We start from the raw sequence: 15,883 nt of genomic DNA on the forward strand, positions 1-15,883 counted from the left end.
GTCCGCGACATGTCTGTCAGGGTGCTGGGTCGGCCCGCTCCGGGCCCGGGGAAACCCGGGTAGTGATGGGGGCAAGAAGGTCTGCCCGATAGGGAAAGGAAATCCGCTGCCTCTCGGGCAGGGCGCTCTGTACGCGGGGGCGGCCGAAAGCCCGTTCCCGTTGATCCTTTTCCCGGGAACAATCGATCTCGTTTCCCCGGTCGAGGAGAGTGGCATGCCGTCGTACTTGTCCCCGGGTGTCTACGTCGAAGAGGTGGAATCCGGGTCGCGGCCGATCGAAGGGGTCGGGACCTCGGTCGCCGCCTTCATCGGGTTCGCGCAGAAGGGACCGTTCCACGAGCCGACGCTCATCACCAACTGGACGCAGTTCACCACCGTTTTCGGGGACTTCGTCGAGGGCACCTACCTCGCCTCCTCCGTCTATGGCTTCTTCGCCAACGGTGGTGGCATCTGCTACGTCGTGCGCATCGGCGACGCGGAGGAGGCGGAGCCGGGCGAGGGGCGCGCGGGCACGGCGAAGGAGGTCGCCGCGGGGCCTTCGGCCCAGCTCGGGCCGTATGTCGTACGCACCCTGCCGGGTGTCACCGGGGAGATCACCGTCGAGGTGGCCGACCCCGAGGGCGACGACCCGCCGCAGGACGTCTTCGCGCTGGTGGTCAAGCGGGACGGAGTGGTCGCGGAGACCTACCCGGCCGTGACCACCAAGCGCAGCAAGGAGAACGTGGCCACGCAGGTCAGGGCCCGCTCCCAGCTGATCAGGCTGGAGGAGCCGGGTAAGGGCGCGGCGCCCGCGCGGCCCGAGGCTCAGGTGGTGACGCTCGCCGCCTCACCCGGGGCCGGCCCGGGGGCCGCGGTGGTGCCGGACACGCTGTCTGCCGATTCCTACGTGGGAGATCCCGACCGGCGGACCGGATTCGGCGGTCTGGAGGCGGTCGAGGAGGTCACCATGGTGGCCGCGCCGGACCTGATGAGCGCCTACCAGCGGGGTGCGGTGGACCTCGAGACGGTGATCACGGTGCAACGCGGGCTGATCACCCACTGCGAGGCGATGGGCGACCGGATCGCCATCCTCGATCCGCCGCCCGCCCTGAGCCCGCGCCAGGTCAAGACCTGGCGGGAGGAGACGACCGGATTCGACTCCAAGTACGCCACCCTCTACTACCCGTGGATCAAGGTGTTCGACCCGGCCGTGGGCCGGGACGCCTTTATGCCTCCGAGCGGGCATATCGCGGGGGTGTGGGCGCGGAACGACGAGACCCGCGGGGTGCACAAGGCCCCGGCGAACGAGGTGGTACGGGGCGCCGTCGCGCTCCAGACGCAGATCACCAAGGGTGAGCACGACCTCCTCAACCCCATCGGGCTCAACTGCATCCGTGCCTTCCCCGGCCGCGGCATCCGGGTATGGGGCGCACGTACGCTTGCCGATGACACGTCCTGGCGCTATCTCAATGTGCGGCGGCTCTTCAACTATCTGGAGGAGTCGATCCTTGCGGGCACCCAGTGGGTGGTCTTCGAGCCCAACGACGACGCCCTGTGGGCCCGTATCCGGCGCACCATCTCGGCGTTCCTGGTCAATGAATGGCGCAAGGGCGCACTCTTCGGGCTGACCCCCGACGAAGCCTTCTATGTGAAATGCGACCGCGAGACCAATCCACCGGAGTCCATCGACGCCGGGCAGGTCATCTGTGAGGTCGGGGTGGCTCCGGTGAAGCCCGCGGAGTTCGTGGTGTTCCGGCTCGCCCAGCTCTCCGCGGGCACGGGAGCGGTTGACGAGTGATGACCACCACGACGGACCGATCCTAGGAGGCTGGTATGCCGCTCCCCGAACTCGACAGTTCCGTAGGGCATTCCTTCGGGCTGGAATTCGACAGTGTGCTCATCAGGCAGATCACCGAGGTCAGTGGTCTGAAGATGGAGCAGGACGTGATCGAGCTGAAGCAGAACACCGCCGATGGAAAGTATGCGATCAAGAAGCTGCCGGGCCGTCCCAAGGCCGGTGAGGTCACCGTCTCCCGCGGTCTGACCGAGGACAACAGCTTCGAGCAGTGGATCAAGGATTCCCGGTTCGGGAAGATGACCAACGCCCGGCGCAACGGCTCCATCATCGTCTACGACTACGAGGGCATTCCGATCAAGCGGTACAAGCTCATCAACGCCTGGCCCAAATCCCTGGAGATCAGCACGCTCAAGGCCGGTGACACCTCCGTGCTCACCGAGAAGCTGGCCATCACCTACGAGAGCGTGGAAGTCGACTGATGCGGCGCACCATCGCGGCATCCCCCGAGCGGGCGGACCCGGACCGGCAGACCGAGGCCCTGCGGACCGAATTCCCCTTCGAGCTGCCGCGCGGGTACGTGGACGAATCCGGAACGGTGCACCGCGACGGCGTCATGCGGCTGGCCACCGCCCGCGACGAGCTGGTCCCGCTGCGGGACGACCGGGTGCGGGAGAACTCCGCCTATCTGTCGGTGGTGCTGATCTCCCGGGTGATCACCCGGCTCGGCTCGATCGAGGACATCCATCCGGGCGTCGTCGAGGACCTGTTCGCCTCCGACCTCGCCTTTCTCCAGGACTTCTACCGCAGGATCAACGCCGAGGGGCACACCCGGGCCGCGGTCACCTGCCCCTCGTGCCAGGAGAGCTTCGCGGTGGATCTGTCCGGTGGTGGTCGCCTGGGGGAATCGTGACGTACGCGGCCGACCGGATCCATCAGGAGGTCGCGTACCTCGCCTACCACTTCCACTGGTCCCTCGACGAGATCCTCGACCTCGAGCACACCGACCGGTTGCGATACGTGGATCACATCGCCCGGCTGAACGAGCGGTGATGTGAGATGGGATTGCTGTCCTGGCTGACCGGACGACGGCGGAGCGGTACGGGGAACACGGCACACACCGGAACGGAGACGATCGCGAGCCCTCAGGCGCCGCCCACCACACCGGGGTGGCGGGAGGTGCCGCCGTTGCAGCGGACGGTGGCGGCGCCCGAGCTGGTGACCGATCCCGCCGGTTTCCGCGCGGGGCTGGGGACATGGCAGAACGCGTCGTTCCTCGGGACGCTCGGCCATCTGGTGAGCCCGGAGGCCCCGTCGGGCGTGGGACACGGTCTGGCCACGCCGCCCACACCGCCGCCTGCCGATACGCCGGTCCCGACCCGCGGCACACCGCCGACGGTGAGCCGTGCGGCCGGTCCCGTCGCGGCGCGGGAGTTCGGCACGCCCCGGAGCGCGCCCGTACAGCGGGCGGCGGAAGGTGCCGTCACCCCGGAAACACGGGAGGTGGAGGGTGCCATCGCCCCGAACACGCCGGAGGTGGTCGAGCCACTGATCTCCGCCCGCCCTCCGGACGAACAGATCCGTCAGCTGACCGCGCTCCCCCTCACGGCGCCACGGGCCCGTACGGAGGCGAGCGACACACCGGCCACAACGTCTCCCTCCCCGCCCTCGCCACCGGTCCAGCGGTCCGCCGCCTTCGGACTGGGCGAGCCACTGAGCGAGTTGCCGCCGACCGCCCAGCGCAAGCCCGCGGCGAGCACGGGAGCCCTGACGCCCGAGGAACCGGGAGCCGCGCCGCCGGAACCGCCGCGCGGCGACGCCCCGTCCAGGCCGCTGCTCCCCGACGACCCGCTGGTGGTACGTACGGCGGACACCGCTGCGGCACCCGGGCCGACGGCCGCGCCCGCATCCGCGGCCATGCCCGTCCCGCTGCAACGGGCCACCGCCACCGGGACACCCATCGGGGCCGAACCCGCCCCGGCGGCGGGGCCCGTGGTGCCGCTGGTGGCACAGCGGTCGGTGCCGCTGTTCTCGGGTGCGCACGAGGTGCCGCCCACACCCGGCGGCTCCGCACCCGAGCCGCCGGTCGTGCCGCTGCGGTGGTCGGCCGCCGACGGCCCGTCCCCCGAGAGGCCGGAGGTGGCCGCCACCGGCGCGGCACCGGCCGCGCATCGCCCGGCGACGCCCACCGCCCAGCGCTCAGTGGTGCCGGGGGCCACCACTCCCCCATCCCCGGCCGCCAGGCCCCTGGCATCGGCACCGGCCACCGCGCCACCGCGCCCGGCCCGTCCGCTGGTCGACGCCGGTTCGGTGGCGGTGGCCTCGGGGGTGGCCCAGCGCATGGCAGACGGCTCCGTGGTGTTCCAGCCACCAGGCGTTCCGCCCGCCCCTTCCCCGCGGGGGATACAGCGGGCGCGGTTCCTCCCACCCGTACAGCGCGATGCCGAGACCCCGGAGATCCCCGACATCCCTGATCCGCCCGAGCCCCCTCAGCCGCCCGATCCACCCGAGCCACCCGAGCCGCCGCCGTCCGGCCCGTCCTCCGGGCCCGCTTCCGGCCCGTCCCCCGGGGGCGCGCCCCATGACGGCGGCCCCGGAGGGCCGGGGGGACACGGGGAGGGGGGCAAGGGCGGGGCGCCCAAGGTGGACGACGAGCTGGTCCGTGCGCTGTACGGCCCCTTGAGCCGGCTGCTGAAGGCGGAGCTGCGGCTGGAGCGCGAACGGGCCGGACACCTGATCAACACCAGGCACTGACAAGTGCGGAGAGAAGGGACACGGCATGCCCGTTACCGATGACCCGGCGGTCAGCGTCTGTTTCGTCGTCACGGTCGACGGCATCGAACTCGGCTCGTTCAACACCTGTGAGGGCCTCGGCTGCGAGGTGGTGCTCGAACAGCGGGAGGAGGGCGGCAACAACGGCCATCTGTGGCAGCTGCCCACCCGGCTGAAGTACCCCAACATCAAGCTGTCCCGGCCACTGACCCGTGACACCGAGAAGGTGGCCAAGTGGTTCGCGAGCATGACCACCGGGATCGCCCGCCGCACCGCGCATATCGAGGCGCGGACGGGCGACGGCCACAAGGTGGCCCAGTGGGGTCTGCTGGAGGTGGTGCCGGTGCGCTGGACCGGGCCGTCGTTCAATCCGGAGTCGCCCAAGGTGGCCATGGAGACCATCGAGATCGCCCACCACGGCTATGTGATGGAGGGCTGACCCATGAGCTCACCCGTGGCGTTCAGCGCGGCGGGCGGCGGTGCCGCCGCGGGCAGGGGAGGCGGCGGGGCCCGGCCCAAGCTGGAGCACGCCTATCTGGAGCTGCGCACCCCTCCGCCCGGGGGCGGTCTGACGCCGGGCGGGCCGTGCGGGCGGATCGACTTCCAGTTCAACCCCAAGGAGCTGAGCCTGACCAAGGCGGCGGCCTGGAAGCGCACCCCGGCCAAGGGGGCGAAGAGCGCGGGGCCGCCCGAGTACCAGGGGCCGCAGCCCAGCAAGCTGACCGTCGAGATGTTCTTCGACGCCAGCGACACCCACGACACCAGCGTGGTGACCTCGGTGGAGCGGCTGTTCACCTGCTGTGTGCCGACCAGCGAGACCCGGCAGCAGCAGCGGGCCTCGCCGCCATGGGTGGTGTTCCACTGGGGCGGGCTCACCGGGTTCCCCGGCTATGTCAGCCAAGTACAGGCGAAGTACACCCTGTTCACCACCTCCGGTGTGCCGATCCGGGCGGTGTGCCAGGTGACGATGGAGGAGATCACCGGGGAGACTCCGGGGCAGAATCCGACGTCGGGCACGCTGCACGCACGCCGGGTGCACCGGGTGCGCACCGGCGACACGCTGCCGCTGCTGGCCTGGCGCGAGTACGGCGATCCGGCCGCGTGGCGGGTCATCGCGGAGGCCAACGGGATCGACGATCCGATGCGGCTGCCGGGCGGCCTGGAGCTGCTGCTTCCGGCGCCGGACGAACTGGACCGCGACGAGGGGGCCGCGGCCCACGGCGACGGCGGGGGGCGGTGAGCGATGGCCGGGCAGAGTGTCGCCAAGGCGCTGGTGGTGGAGTTCGGCGGCCGTCCGCTGTCCCCCACACTGGCGAACACGCTGGTCGAGGGGTATGTGGACGACAGCCGTACGCTGCCCGATCTGTTTGTGCTGCGCTTTCGTGACCCCAGCCGGGTGCTGCTGGAGAAAGCGGGGGTGGAGATCGGTACCGAGGTGCGGCTGCTGGCCGGTGCGGGCGGGCCCTCACCGCGTCCGCTGCTGACCGGGAGCGTCACCGCGCTGGAGGTGGAGATCGACGACACCGGCACCTTCACGGTGGTGCGCGGTCTGGACGAGTCGCACCGGCTCTTCCGGGGCCGCCAGGTGGCCAGCTACCAGAACATGACCCTCGCCGACATCTGTGTCCGGGTGGCGCGGCGGGCGGGGCTGAAGCCGGGGAAGGTCGATGTGGCGGGCCCGGTGCTGGAGCATGTGGCGCAGCCGAACATCAGCGACTGGGAGTTCCTCCGCGGGCTCGCCGAGGAGGCGGGCGCCCAGGTGTATGTGACGGATGGAAAGCTGCATGTCGCCAGGCCCACCGAGGCGGGTGGCGCCCCGGACACCTCGGCGCGCGCCGCCCGCGATCCCCTGGTGCTGGAGATGGGGGACAATCTGCTGCGCTGCCGGGCCGGGGTGTCGGCGGCCGAGCAGGTGTCCACAGTCGAGGTGCGGGGCTGGGACGTCAAGACCAAGCAGCCGCTGGTGGGCCGCGCGGACGCGGGCAAGGCCACGACGCTGGACCTGGGAGTGACGGCGGCGGAGGTGGCGCGGACGTTCGGCGAGGCCAGCTTTGTGGTGTCCGACGCGCCGTACGGGCAGCAGGCGCAGGTGGACCAGGCCGCGAAGGCCCTCGCGGCGCGGATCGCGGGGTCGTTCGCCGAGCTGGAGGCGGTGATCCGGGGCAATCCGGAGGTGCGGGCGGGTGGCGCGGTCACCCTGGCCGGGGTCGGCAAACCCTTCGAGGGGCGCTACACCGTCACCTCCTCGCGGCATGTGTTCGACCCGGTGCGTGGCTATGAGACGTGGGTGACGGTGTCCGGGCAGCAGGAGCGTTCGCTGTTCGGGCTGACCGGCGGCGGGTCCGGTGGCGGCGCGGAGACCCCCTCCCGGTGTTCGGGGCTGGCCAACGGCACGGTCACCGACACCAAGGACCCCGACGGGCTCGGCCGGGTCAAGGTGCGGTTCCCCTGGCTGTCCGACGAGTACGCAAGTGACTGGGCGCGCACCGCCCAGGCGAGCGGGACCGGTGGCGGGGAGGCGTTCATCCCCGAGGTGGGCGACGAGGTGCTGATCGGTTTCGAGCAGGGCCATCTGGACCGCCCGTATGTGCTCGCCGGTCTCTACAACGGCAAGGACAAACCGGGGCAGGGGCAGGCCACTTCGGGGCAGGGACAGGGTCTCGGTCCCCAGCAGGGCCAGGGCGACGGCCAGGAGGCGCAGGCGGTCGACCCCACCAGCGGTGCGGTCAACAAGCGCGCGTTCGGCTCCCGTGGCGGCAACAAGCTGGAGCTGCTCGACGCGGCCAACGGCCCACAGGGCGTACGGCTGGTGACCGGCGACGGAAAGCTCAGGATCAACCTCGACCGCAAGGGCACGGCCATCGTGGTGCACAGCGACGGCACGGTGGAGATCGAGGCCAAGGAGCAGGTGTCCATCAAGGCGGGCAGCGGCGTGTCCCTGGACGCCGGCGACGGCACGCTGGAGCTGGGCGGCGCCACGGTGAAGCTGACCGCCCGCGGCGGGGTGGAGGTGGACGGCGGCAACGGCCAGGTGAAGCTGTCCACCGGCGGCTCCGTGGAGGTGCGCGGCAACCAGGTGGCGGTCGGCAGCACCACCCGCACCGAGCTCAAGGGCGGGGACTCGCTCTCCGTCAACGCGCCCATGGTGCGCATCAACTGACACGGCACGAGGCACCGCACACGACACCGCACACGACAGCACATACGACAGCGAAGAGACAGCCGAAGAGATCGGCGAAGAGAGAAGCGACCGGGCAGGGGGCACAGCACATGCCAGCAGCCGCACGCGTCGGCGATCCCACCGGCCACCCCGGGGTGATCGGCCCGCCCGGGGAGCCCACCGTGCTGATCGGCGGGCGCCCCGCGGCCACCGTGGGCACCGCCCACCAGTGCGGTTCACCCGCCGCGCACGGCCCGTCGGCCATCGGCCCGCCGGGCAGCTCCACGGTGCTCATCGGCGGCCGGCCGGCGGCGCGGGTCGGTGACACCGCGGGGTGCGGCGCGCCGATCACGTCAGGGTGCCCGAGCGTGTGGATCGGAGGGTAGCGATGGGACGGCAGTTCATCGGCGCGGGCTGGGCCTTTCCGCCGCGTACGGACGCCACCGGATCGATCGCCCTGGTCCGGGAGGAGCGGGAGATCGAGGAGTCGATCCGGCTGATCCTGGCCACCTCGCCCGGTGAGCGTCCGATGCGCCCCGAGTTCGGCTGCGCCCTCGGCGACTATGTGTTCGCGCCCGCGGACGCCGGTACAGCCGGGCAGCTGGCCTACGAGGTGCGGCTGGCCCTGGAGCGGTGGGAGCCGCGGATCGAGGTGGCCGACGTCACCGTCCGCTTCGACGAGGCGGACAACGGGGTGCTCTACATCGACATCAGCTACGCGGTGCGCGGCTCCAACGACCCGCGCAACCTCGTGTTCCCGTTCTATGTGATCCCGCACAGCGAGGAGGGCGGATGACGCTCCCCAGCCCGAACCTGGACGACCGGAGGTTCCAGGGTTTGGTGGACGAGGCCAAGCGGCTGGTGCAGCAGCGCTGTCCGGAGTGGACCGACCACAATGTCTCCGATCCGGGCGTCACGCTCATCGAGGCGTTCGCCACCATGGTCGACCAGCTCGTCTACCGCCTCAACCGGGTGCCGGACAAGAACTATCTGGCCTTCCTCGATCTGATCGGGGTGCGGCTGTATCCACCGACGGCGGCGCGCACCGAGGCCACGTTCTGGCTGTCGGCACCGCAGCCGGAGCCGGTGCGGATCCAGGCGGGCACGGAAGTGGCCACGGTGCGCACCGAGACCGAGGAGGCGGTGGTCTTCACCACCGGCCGGGATCTGTCGGTGGTGCCGTGCGAGCTGAACCACCTGGCCACCTGGCCCGCCACCGGCGATGCCGCCAACCGCTCGGAGGAGTTGGGGCTGGGCCGCGATGTGCCGTGTTTCGGCCGTACGCCCACCCCCGGGGACTGTCTCTACCTGGGCCTCTCCCAGCCGGTGCCGGGCTGTGCGGTGGTGCTGCGGCTGGACTGCCGGGTGGACGGCGTGGGTGTGGATCCGCGCCGCCCGCCGCTGCTGTGGGAGGCGTGGGACGGCGGCGCCTGGGTCTCCTGCGAGGTGGAGAAGGACGACACGGGCGGGTTCAACAAGGCCGGCGAGGTCATCCTGCATGTGCCGGCCACCCACACCGCCTCGGTGCTGGTGCGCGAGTCCGGGGGGTGGCTGCGCTGCCGGCTGCTGGAGGCGGCGGCGGACCAGCCCACCTATGTGGCTTCCCCGACGGTGCGTCAGGCCAGTGCGTTCACCATCGGCGGCACGGTGGAGGCCGCACACGCCGAGAACGTGGTCGAGGAGGTCCTGGGCCTGTCGGAGGGGGTGCCGGGGCAGGGTTTCCGGGTGGCGCGGCCGCCGGTGGTGGCGGGCGAGGAGCCGTTCGTGGTGGAGGTGGCCGAGGGCCACGGCTGGGTGGAGTGGACGCGGGTGGACAACTTCGCGCACTCCACACCGTACGACCGGCACATCACACTGGATCCCAACTCCGGACAGGTGGACTTCGGCCCGGCGGTACGGGAACCCGACGGCACCCTGCGGCTGTTCGGGGCGGTGCCCCCGAAGGGCTCCCCGGCGCGGGTGCGCTCCTACCGTACGGGCGGCGGGCACCGGGGCAATGTGGCGCGGGGTGCGCTGCGGGTGCTGCGCAGCTCGCTGCCGTACGTGGCACGGGTGGAGAACCGGCGCCCGGCGCTGGGCGGGGTGGACGGCGAGACCGTGGAGAACGCCCGGGTGCGGGGCCCGCTGACGCTGCGCACCCTGCACCGGGCGGTGGTGCCGCACGACTTCGAACAGCTGGCCCGCGAGGTGGCGCCCGACGCGGCCCGGGTGGCGTGCGTCCCGGCGGGCGAGGCCGACGGCGGTGGCACTGCCGGTGGTGGCGGCGAGGCGGAGGATCCGGCGGGCGGGGTGCGGCTGCTGGTCGTCCCGGCCGGTCGCGACGACGAGCGGGGGCGGATCCGGTTCGAGGAGCTGATCCCGCCACCGGACACCCTCGCCATGATCTCGGCCTATCTGGACGAGCGGCGCCCGATCGGCACCCGGCTGTCGGTGGGGCCCCCGTACTACCAGGGCGTCACCGTGGTCGCCTCGGTGCAGGCGGGGCGCGGGGTGGCCGTCGAACGGCTGCGGGAGGCCGCGCTGACCGCGCTGTACGGCTACTTCAACCCGCTGACCGGCGGGCCGGAGGGGCAGGGCTGGCCGTTCGGGCGGCCGGTGCACTCCGGTGAGGTGTTCGCGGTGCTCCAGCGGGTGCCGGGGGTGGATCTCGTCGAGGACGTACGGCTGTTTCCGGCGGACCCGGTGACGGGGCAGCGGGCGGAGGCCACCACGAAGATCGAACTGGACCGCCATGCGCTGGTGTTCAGCTATGAGCACCAGCTGCGGGTACGGGAGGCATGACGTGCGCGGAACACTTCCCGGGCTGCCCACGGCCCATCCCCTGCTCCATCAGCTGCCCGCCGTCTACCTCGACCACCCGTTCCTGGAGCGGTTTCTGAGCGCGCTGGACGAGCTGCTGGCACCGGTGCTGCTCACCCTGGACAATCTGCCCGCGCATCTGCATCCGCGCACCGCGCCCGAGGATCTGCTCGCATGGCTGGCCGGATGGGTGGCGGTGGAGGTGGACGCGGAGCGCCCGGTCACCCAGCGGCGCGCGGTGGTGGCGAGCGCCGTCATCCGCCACCGGCAGCGGGGCACCCGGCAGGGGCTGGCGGCGGCCGTGCGCGTGGAGACCGGGCTCGAACCGGAGATCACCGAGAGCGGAGCCACGGACTGGTCCACCGAACCGGGCTCACCGCTGCCCGGCTCGCCACGGCCATGGGTGATGGTGCGGCTCACGGTGCCGGACGCCGACGCGGTGGCGCCGACCCGGCTGCGGCTGGAGAGGCTGCTCGCCGAGGAGGTGCCGGCGCATGTCGTCTACCGGGTGGAGGTCACGGCAGAGGGGACAGGGACGTCATGATCTGCCCCGAATGCGGACACCGCAATGCGGCGGGGGCGCACTTCTGCGCTTCCTGCGAGGCGTTCCTGGCCTGGGACGAGGAGCCGGACCGGCGGCCGGGCCCCTCGGCGCCGCCCGCCACTCCACAGCCCGCTGCCCCTCCGCAGCCCGCTACCCCTCCACAACCCGCTCCTCCACAGCCCACCGCTCCACCACCCGTCACTCCGCCGGTCTCCGGTACGGGCGAGGGCCCGCGCCCCGCGCCGTCCACCCCGGCCGCCGCCCCGCCCGCCGCTCCGGCCCCCGTGCCCCCGCCCGCCGCGCGGCCGGAGGAGCCCGCGGCGGCGCCCCGGCGGCCCGGAGACCCGCTGGACGACACCGGCACCGGTCCCGACCACCGGCCGGACGCGCCGGACGCGCCCCCGGCCGCGCCCCCGAGGCCGGACGCCCCGCCGCACCGCCCCGGCCGCCCATGTCCCCGGTGCCGCGCCGACAATCCCGCGGGCCGCAGGCTCTGTACGCGCTGCGGCACCCTGCTCGACTCGGGGCCGCCGCTGCCCGGTCCGCCGCGTCCGCTGCCCTGGTGGCGCCGGATCTTCCGGCGCGACGCCCAGCGCCCGCTGGCCGCGGGCAGCAGGCCCAGGCGCCGGACCTGGCCGCGGCCCCGGCTGACCCTTCCGATCCTGGTGCTGGTGCTGGCCGCGGCCGCGTGGTTCGCCCGGTCCCAGCTGTCGGAGGTCTTCACCTTCACCCAGGACCGGGCCGGCGATCCGAAGGCGCTGCATCCCACGGCGGTGCGCGGCTCCAGCCAGGCGCCGGGCCACCGGGCCCAGGCCGCCTTCGACGGCTACAACAACCGGTACTGGGCGCCGGCCGCCGCGGGCCCCGGCACGGACCAGTATCTGGAGGCCGACTTCGACCGGCCGGTACGGCTGCGGAAGCTGCTGATCACCTCGGGGCGCTCGGCGAAGGCGGATGAGTTCCTGACCCAGGCACGCCCCTCCGAACTCACCCTCACACTCGTCGACTCGGAGGGCGAGCGCACCACGAAGGGCGTCAACCTCCAGGACCAGCCAGGTCAGCAGAGCTTCGATGTGCGCGGCTCGGACGTGGTGCGGATCCGGCTGACGGTCGACGCGGCGTACGGCGCCCGGTCGGACCGGCGGACGGCCATCGCCGAGGTGGAGTTCTTCGGCCGTCAGTGACGCGGGGCGCGTCACCGACGGCCGGTCGAGGGCGCGCGGCAAGGCCGCGACGATCGAGCGCGCGGCCCAGCGGGGCCGCCCCGGTCGAGGGCACGGCCGCGCGCGAGACGGCCGGGTCAGCCGTCGCCCCGCGAGGCGGTGCGGCGGGTGCTGTCGCGGCGGGGCTTGAGGGGGGTGTCCTCGTCGCTGAAGAGCTCCGGGTGCTTGGCGCGGATCTTCTCCACATCGCTGAAGACCAGCCGCAGATGGGAGCGGAGCGACGCGTCGGCCCGGTCCAGATCGCCCTGTTCCAGCAGGTCGACCACCTCGCGGTGCTGGCCGATGAGCAGGGACATCTGCTGGGTGAGCGGCAGTGACAGCCTGCGGGCCCGGTCCAGCTGGGCCTTGGCCTGGCTGACGACCGGCCAGGCCGAGGCGTGTCCGCTGGCGGCCATCAGCCGGGCGTGGAACTCCTCGTCCAGCTGGAAGAAGCCCTCCATGTCGGACTGGCGGTCGGCCTCCTCCTGCGCGGTGAGCAGCACCCGCAGCTCCGCCACATCGCGCGCGGTGGCCTTGCCGACGGCCTCCCGCAGCGCGGCGCACTCCAGCGCCTCCCGGATGAACTGGGCGGAGGCCACATCGCGCTCCCGGATGCGCGAGACGAACGTGCCCATCTGGGGGTAGATGTCGACCAGGCCCTCGTCGGCGAGCAGGATCAGCGACTCGCGGACGGGGGTGCGACTCACCCCGAGCTCGGCCGCCAGATCGTTCTCCGAGACGGCGGAGCCGGGCTCCAGCTCCAGGCCGACGATGCGCGAACGCAGCACTTCATGGACCAGTTGCCGGGTGTTGCGCCCCCGGGAGCGTGCCGCGTGCAGTCCCTCCGCCGATGCCATCCGACCCCTTCCGAACCCTTGACTCGACTTGCTGACGTACTTGTATGGTAGCCGACCGACAGCCCGGACTCCACCCCGGGAGCCCGCTCAGTGAGGAGCCCACGCACATGGCCACGATCACGGAGGCCAAGGTCATCGTCACCTCGCCGGGTCGCAATTTCGTGACCCTGAAGGTGACCACCTCCGACGGCGTGACCGGTCTCGGTGACGCGACCCTCAACGGCCGCGAGCTCGCGGTCGCCTCGTATCTGGAGGAGCACCTCGTACCGCTGCTGATCGGCCGCGACCCCGCCCGTATCGAGGACACCTGGCACTACCTCTACAAGGGGGCCTACTGGCGCCGCGGCCCGGTGACCATGACCGCCATCTCCGCCGTGGACACCGCGCTGTGGGACATCAAGGGCAAGGTCGCGGGCCTTCCGGTGTACGACCTGCTGGGCGGCAAGGCCCGCGAGGGCGCCATGGTCTACGGCCACGCGAGCGGCGGCGACATCCCCGAACTCCTGGACGACGTGGCCCGCTTCCAGGAGATGGGCTACCGCGCGATCCGCGCCCAGGCCGCCGTCCCCGGCTCACCCGGCACCTACGGCATCCGCCACGGCACGGTCGCCACCGTCTACGAGCCCGCCACCGGCGCCCTGCCCGAGGAGCAGCCCTGGTCGACCGAGGCGTACCTGGACTTCGCACCCCGCTATCTGGAGGCGGTCCGCGAGCGGTTCGGCTTCGGCTTCCATCTGCTGCACGACGTCCACCACCGGCTCACCCCCACCGAGGCCGGACGCCTCGGCCGCGTCCTGGAGGAGGTCCGGCTGTTCTGGATGGAGGACCCCACCCCCGCCGAACTCCAGGAGTCCTTCCGCCAGATCCGCCGTGCCACCGACACCCCGATCGCGGTCGGCGAGGTCTTCAACTCCATCTGGGACTGCCAGCAGCTCATCACCGAACGGCTCATCGACTACATCCGCGCCTCGGTCGTACACGCCGGTGGCATCACCCATCTGCGGCGGATCTTCCACCTCGCCGAGCTGTACCAGGTGCGCACCGGCTCGCACGGCGCCACCGACCTGTCGCCGGTGAGCATGTCCGCCGCCGTCCACCTCGATGTCACCGTGCCCAACTTCGGCGTCCAGGAGTACATGGCACACGATCCGCTCACCCACGAGGTGTTCCGGCCGACCTACCAACTGCGCGACGGCGCCCTGCACCCCTCGGCGGAGCCCGGCCTCGGCATCGAACTCGACGAGGAGGCAGCCGCCCGCTTCCCGTACGACCCGAAGTACCTTCCGGTGAGCCGCCGCACCGACGGCACGGTGCACGACTGGTGAGCGCCGCCTCCCCGCCGCGCCTGTCCCTGGCCACCCTGCCCCGCGTCCCCGCCGAGAGCCGCCCGCCGATCGACCCGCGGGCCCTGCGCCCCCGGATCGTGCATCTGGGCATCGGCGCCTTCCACCGCGCCCACCAGGCCCTCTGCACACAAACCGCCGAAGCGGCGCACGGCGGCGGCTGGGGCATCGCCGGTGTCACCCAGCGCAGCCGGTCCGTCGTGGACGCGCTGCGCCCGCAGGACGGGCTGTACTCGTTCACCGAGCGGCGCCCCGACGGCCCCGCCACCCGTGTGGTCGGCAGCGTGACCGAAGTGCTGCACGCCACCGACGACGGCGCCCGGCTCGGCACGCTCCTCGCCTCCCCCGAGGTCACCGTCGTCACCCTCACCGTCACCGAGAAGGGCTACCGGCGCCACGCCACCACCGGCGGACTCGCCCTGGACGACCCCCTCGTCCGCGGCGACCTGGCCGGACGGCCCGCCCCCGCGAGCGTGGCCGGGCAGCTCGCGGCGGGGCTGCGCGCCCGGCTGCGGGCCGGCGGCGCCCCCGTATCGCTGGTCTCCTGCGACAACATGGCAGACAACGGGACCGTACTGCGCCGCCTGGTACGGGAGTTCATCGCCGCCACCGCATGGGACGACCGTGACCGCCTGCTGGACTGGATCACCGGCTCGGTCGCCTTCCCCGCCACCGTCGTCGACCGCATCGTCCCCGCCACCACCGACGCCGACCGGCGGACGGCCGCCCGCGCGCTGACCGTGGCCGACGAGGGCGCGGTGACCGGCGAACCGTTCACCCAGTGGGTGCTCCAGGACATCTTCGCCGCCGACCGCCCGCACTGGGAGGAGGCCGGAGTGCGCTTCGTCGCCGATGTCGCCCCCTACCAGCTCGCCAAACTCCGGCTGCTCAACGGCTCCCACTCGCTCATCGCCTGCCTCGGGCTCGCGAACGGCTGCCGGACCGTCGCCGACGTCCTGGCCACCGGATGGGGCGAGGAGACCGTACGCGCCTACTGCGCCGAGGCCGCACAGAGCCTGCCGCCCACCGAAGGGCTGGACCTGCCCGCCTACATCGACAGCCTGGTGGACCGCTTCGCCAACCCCGCGATGGAACACCGCGTCCAGCAGATCGCCATGGACGGATCCCAGAAGATCCCCGAACGGTGGCTGGCCCCGCTGCGCGAACTGCGCGCCGCCGGACGGGACACCCCCCTCCTGGCCACCGCCCTCGCCGCCTGGGCCCGCCTCACCCGCGACCACCCCCTGGACGATCCACGGGCCGAGGAGTTGCGCCGCGCCTGGGACGGCCCGCACACCGAGGCCCCGCGCCGGCTGCTGCGGCTGCTGGGCGCCGAGGACCTCGCGGACGACACCGCCCTCGTCGCGTCCGTACGGGCGGAGCTGGACTCCGGCGCCCGGCCCCCGCGCTGACCTCACGCACCGCCCCCGCA

Annotated in this window: 16 protein-coding genes; 15 read left to right on the plus strand and 1 reads right to left on the minus strand. The window is 72.4% G+C overall.

What is annotated here, in order from left to right; genetic code table 11:
- Window positions 1-214: 214 nt before the first annotated feature.
- From AB0E24_RS17710 to AB0E24_RS17770, 13 genes are all read left to right on the plus strand, one after another.
- Complete coding sequence (locus AB0E24_RS17710) at window positions 215-1,777, plus strand: phage tail sheath family protein (protein ID WP_359378008.1); 1,563 nt, start codon at window positions 215-217, stop codon at window positions 1,775-1,777.
- A gap of 35 nt (window positions 1,778-1,812) precedes the next feature.
- Window positions 1,813-2,256 carry a phage tail protein gene (locus AB0E24_RS17715; protein ID WP_069860626.1) on the plus strand — a complete coding sequence of 148 codons (444 nt, stop codon included), beginning with the start codon at window positions 1,813-1,815 and terminating at the stop codon, window positions 2,254-2,256.
- Window positions 2,256-2,687 carry a hypothetical protein gene (locus AB0E24_RS17720; RefSeq protein WP_147967564.1) on the plus strand — a complete coding sequence of 144 codons (432 nt, stop codon included), beginning with the start codon at window positions 2,256-2,258 and terminating at the stop codon, window positions 2,685-2,687. The genes AB0E24_RS17715 and AB0E24_RS17720 overlap by 1 nt, the downstream gene beginning before the upstream one ends.
- Entirely contained in the window at window positions 2,684-2,827 is a 144-nt protein-coding gene (locus tag AB0E24_RS17725; protein WP_087684351.1) for a DUF6760 family protein, read from the plus strand. The genes AB0E24_RS17720 and AB0E24_RS17725 overlap by 4 nt, the downstream gene beginning before the upstream one ends.
- Window positions 2,828-2,833: 6 nt before the next feature.
- Window positions 2,834-4,528, plus strand: coding sequence for a hypothetical protein (locus AB0E24_RS17730; RefSeq protein WP_359378014.1), 1,695 nt, complete (start codon window positions 2,834-2,836; stop codon window positions 4,526-4,528).
- A gap of 25 nt (window positions 4,529-4,553) precedes the next feature.
- Window positions 4,554-4,985 (plus strand): phage tail protein, encoded by a 432-nt coding sequence (locus AB0E24_RS17735; RefSeq protein WP_069860622.1) that lies wholly within the window; start codon window positions 4,554-4,556, stop codon window positions 4,983-4,985.
- 3 nt (window positions 4,986-4,988) lie between these two features.
- Window positions 4,989-5,786 carry a CIS tube protein gene (locus AB0E24_RS17740; protein WP_359378017.1) on the plus strand — a complete coding sequence of 266 codons (798 nt, stop codon included), beginning with the start codon at window positions 4,989-4,991 and terminating at the stop codon, window positions 5,784-5,786.
- A gap of 3 nt (window positions 5,787-5,789) precedes the next feature.
- On the plus strand, window positions 5,790-7,706 hold the full coding sequence (locus tag AB0E24_RS17745; RefSeq protein WP_359378020.1) for a VgrG-related protein: 1,917 nt from the start codon (window positions 5,790-5,792) through the stop codon (window positions 7,704-7,706).
- A 110-nt stretch (window positions 7,707-7,816) separates the two neighbouring features.
- A complete protein-coding gene (locus AB0E24_RS17750) occupies window positions 7,817-8,092 on the plus strand; it encodes a PAAR domain-containing contractile injection system baseplate protein (protein ID WP_069860619.1) in 276 nt (91 codons plus the stop codon).
- Window positions 8,093-8,094: 2 nt separating this feature from the next.
- Complete coding sequence (locus AB0E24_RS17755) at window positions 8,095-8,502, plus strand: gp25 family contractile injection system sheath assembly initiator (RefSeq protein WP_079260097.1); 408 nt, start codon at window positions 8,095-8,097, stop codon at window positions 8,500-8,502.
- On the plus strand, window positions 8,499-10,487 hold the full coding sequence (locus AB0E24_RS17760) for a putative baseplate assembly protein (RefSeq protein ID WP_069860618.1): 1,989 nt from the start codon (window positions 8,499-8,501) through the stop codon (window positions 10,485-10,487). Before AB0E24_RS17755 ends, AB0E24_RS17760 begins: the two co-directional genes overlap by 4 nt.
- Window position 10,488: 1 nt before the next feature.
- The gene (locus AB0E24_RS17765) at window positions 10,489-11,049 is read left to right on the plus strand and encodes a phage tail protein I (RefSeq protein WP_069860617.1); all 561 of its coding nucleotides are present in this window, start codon (window positions 10,489-10,491) and stop codon (window positions 11,047-11,049) included.
- A complete protein-coding gene (locus AB0E24_RS17770; RefSeq protein ID WP_359378026.1) occupies window positions 11,046-12,233 on the plus strand; it encodes an NADase-type glycan-binding domain-containing protein in 1,188 nt (395 codons plus the stop codon). The genes AB0E24_RS17765 and AB0E24_RS17770 overlap by 4 nt, the downstream gene beginning before the upstream one ends.
- 116 nt (window positions 12,234-12,349) lie before the next feature.
- Here the strand turns inward: AB0E24_RS17770 and AB0E24_RS17775 are convergent, their stop codons facing one another.
- Entirely contained in the window at window positions 12,350-13,108 is a 759-nt protein-coding gene (locus AB0E24_RS17775; RefSeq protein WP_069860616.1) for a GntR family transcriptional regulator, read from the minus strand.
- Window positions 13,109-13,215: 107 nt separating this feature from the next.
- Here AB0E24_RS17775 and manD point away from each other — a divergent pair, with 107 nt between their 5' ends.
- Together manD and AB0E24_RS17785 are read left to right on the plus strand one after the other, a co-directional pair.
- Complete coding sequence (manD, locus tag AB0E24_RS17780) at window positions 13,216-14,433, plus strand: D-mannonate dehydratase ManD (RefSeq protein ID WP_099015963.1); 1,218 nt, start codon at window positions 13,216-13,218, stop codon at window positions 14,431-14,433.
- Window positions 14,430-15,863 (plus strand): mannitol dehydrogenase family protein, encoded by a 1,434-nt coding sequence (locus AB0E24_RS17785; RefSeq protein ID WP_359378030.1) that lies wholly within the window; start codon window positions 14,430-14,432, stop codon window positions 15,861-15,863. Before manD ends, AB0E24_RS17785 begins: the two co-directional genes overlap by 4 nt.
- Window positions 15,864-15,883 lie beyond the last annotated feature (20 nt).

It is taken from the genome of Streptomyces malaysiensis subsp. malaysiensis, from assembly GCF_040653035.1.
In the GTDB taxonomy this organism is placed as follows: domain Bacteria; phylum Actinomycetota; class Actinomycetes; order Streptomycetales; family Streptomycetaceae; genus Streptomyces; species Streptomyces malaysiensis.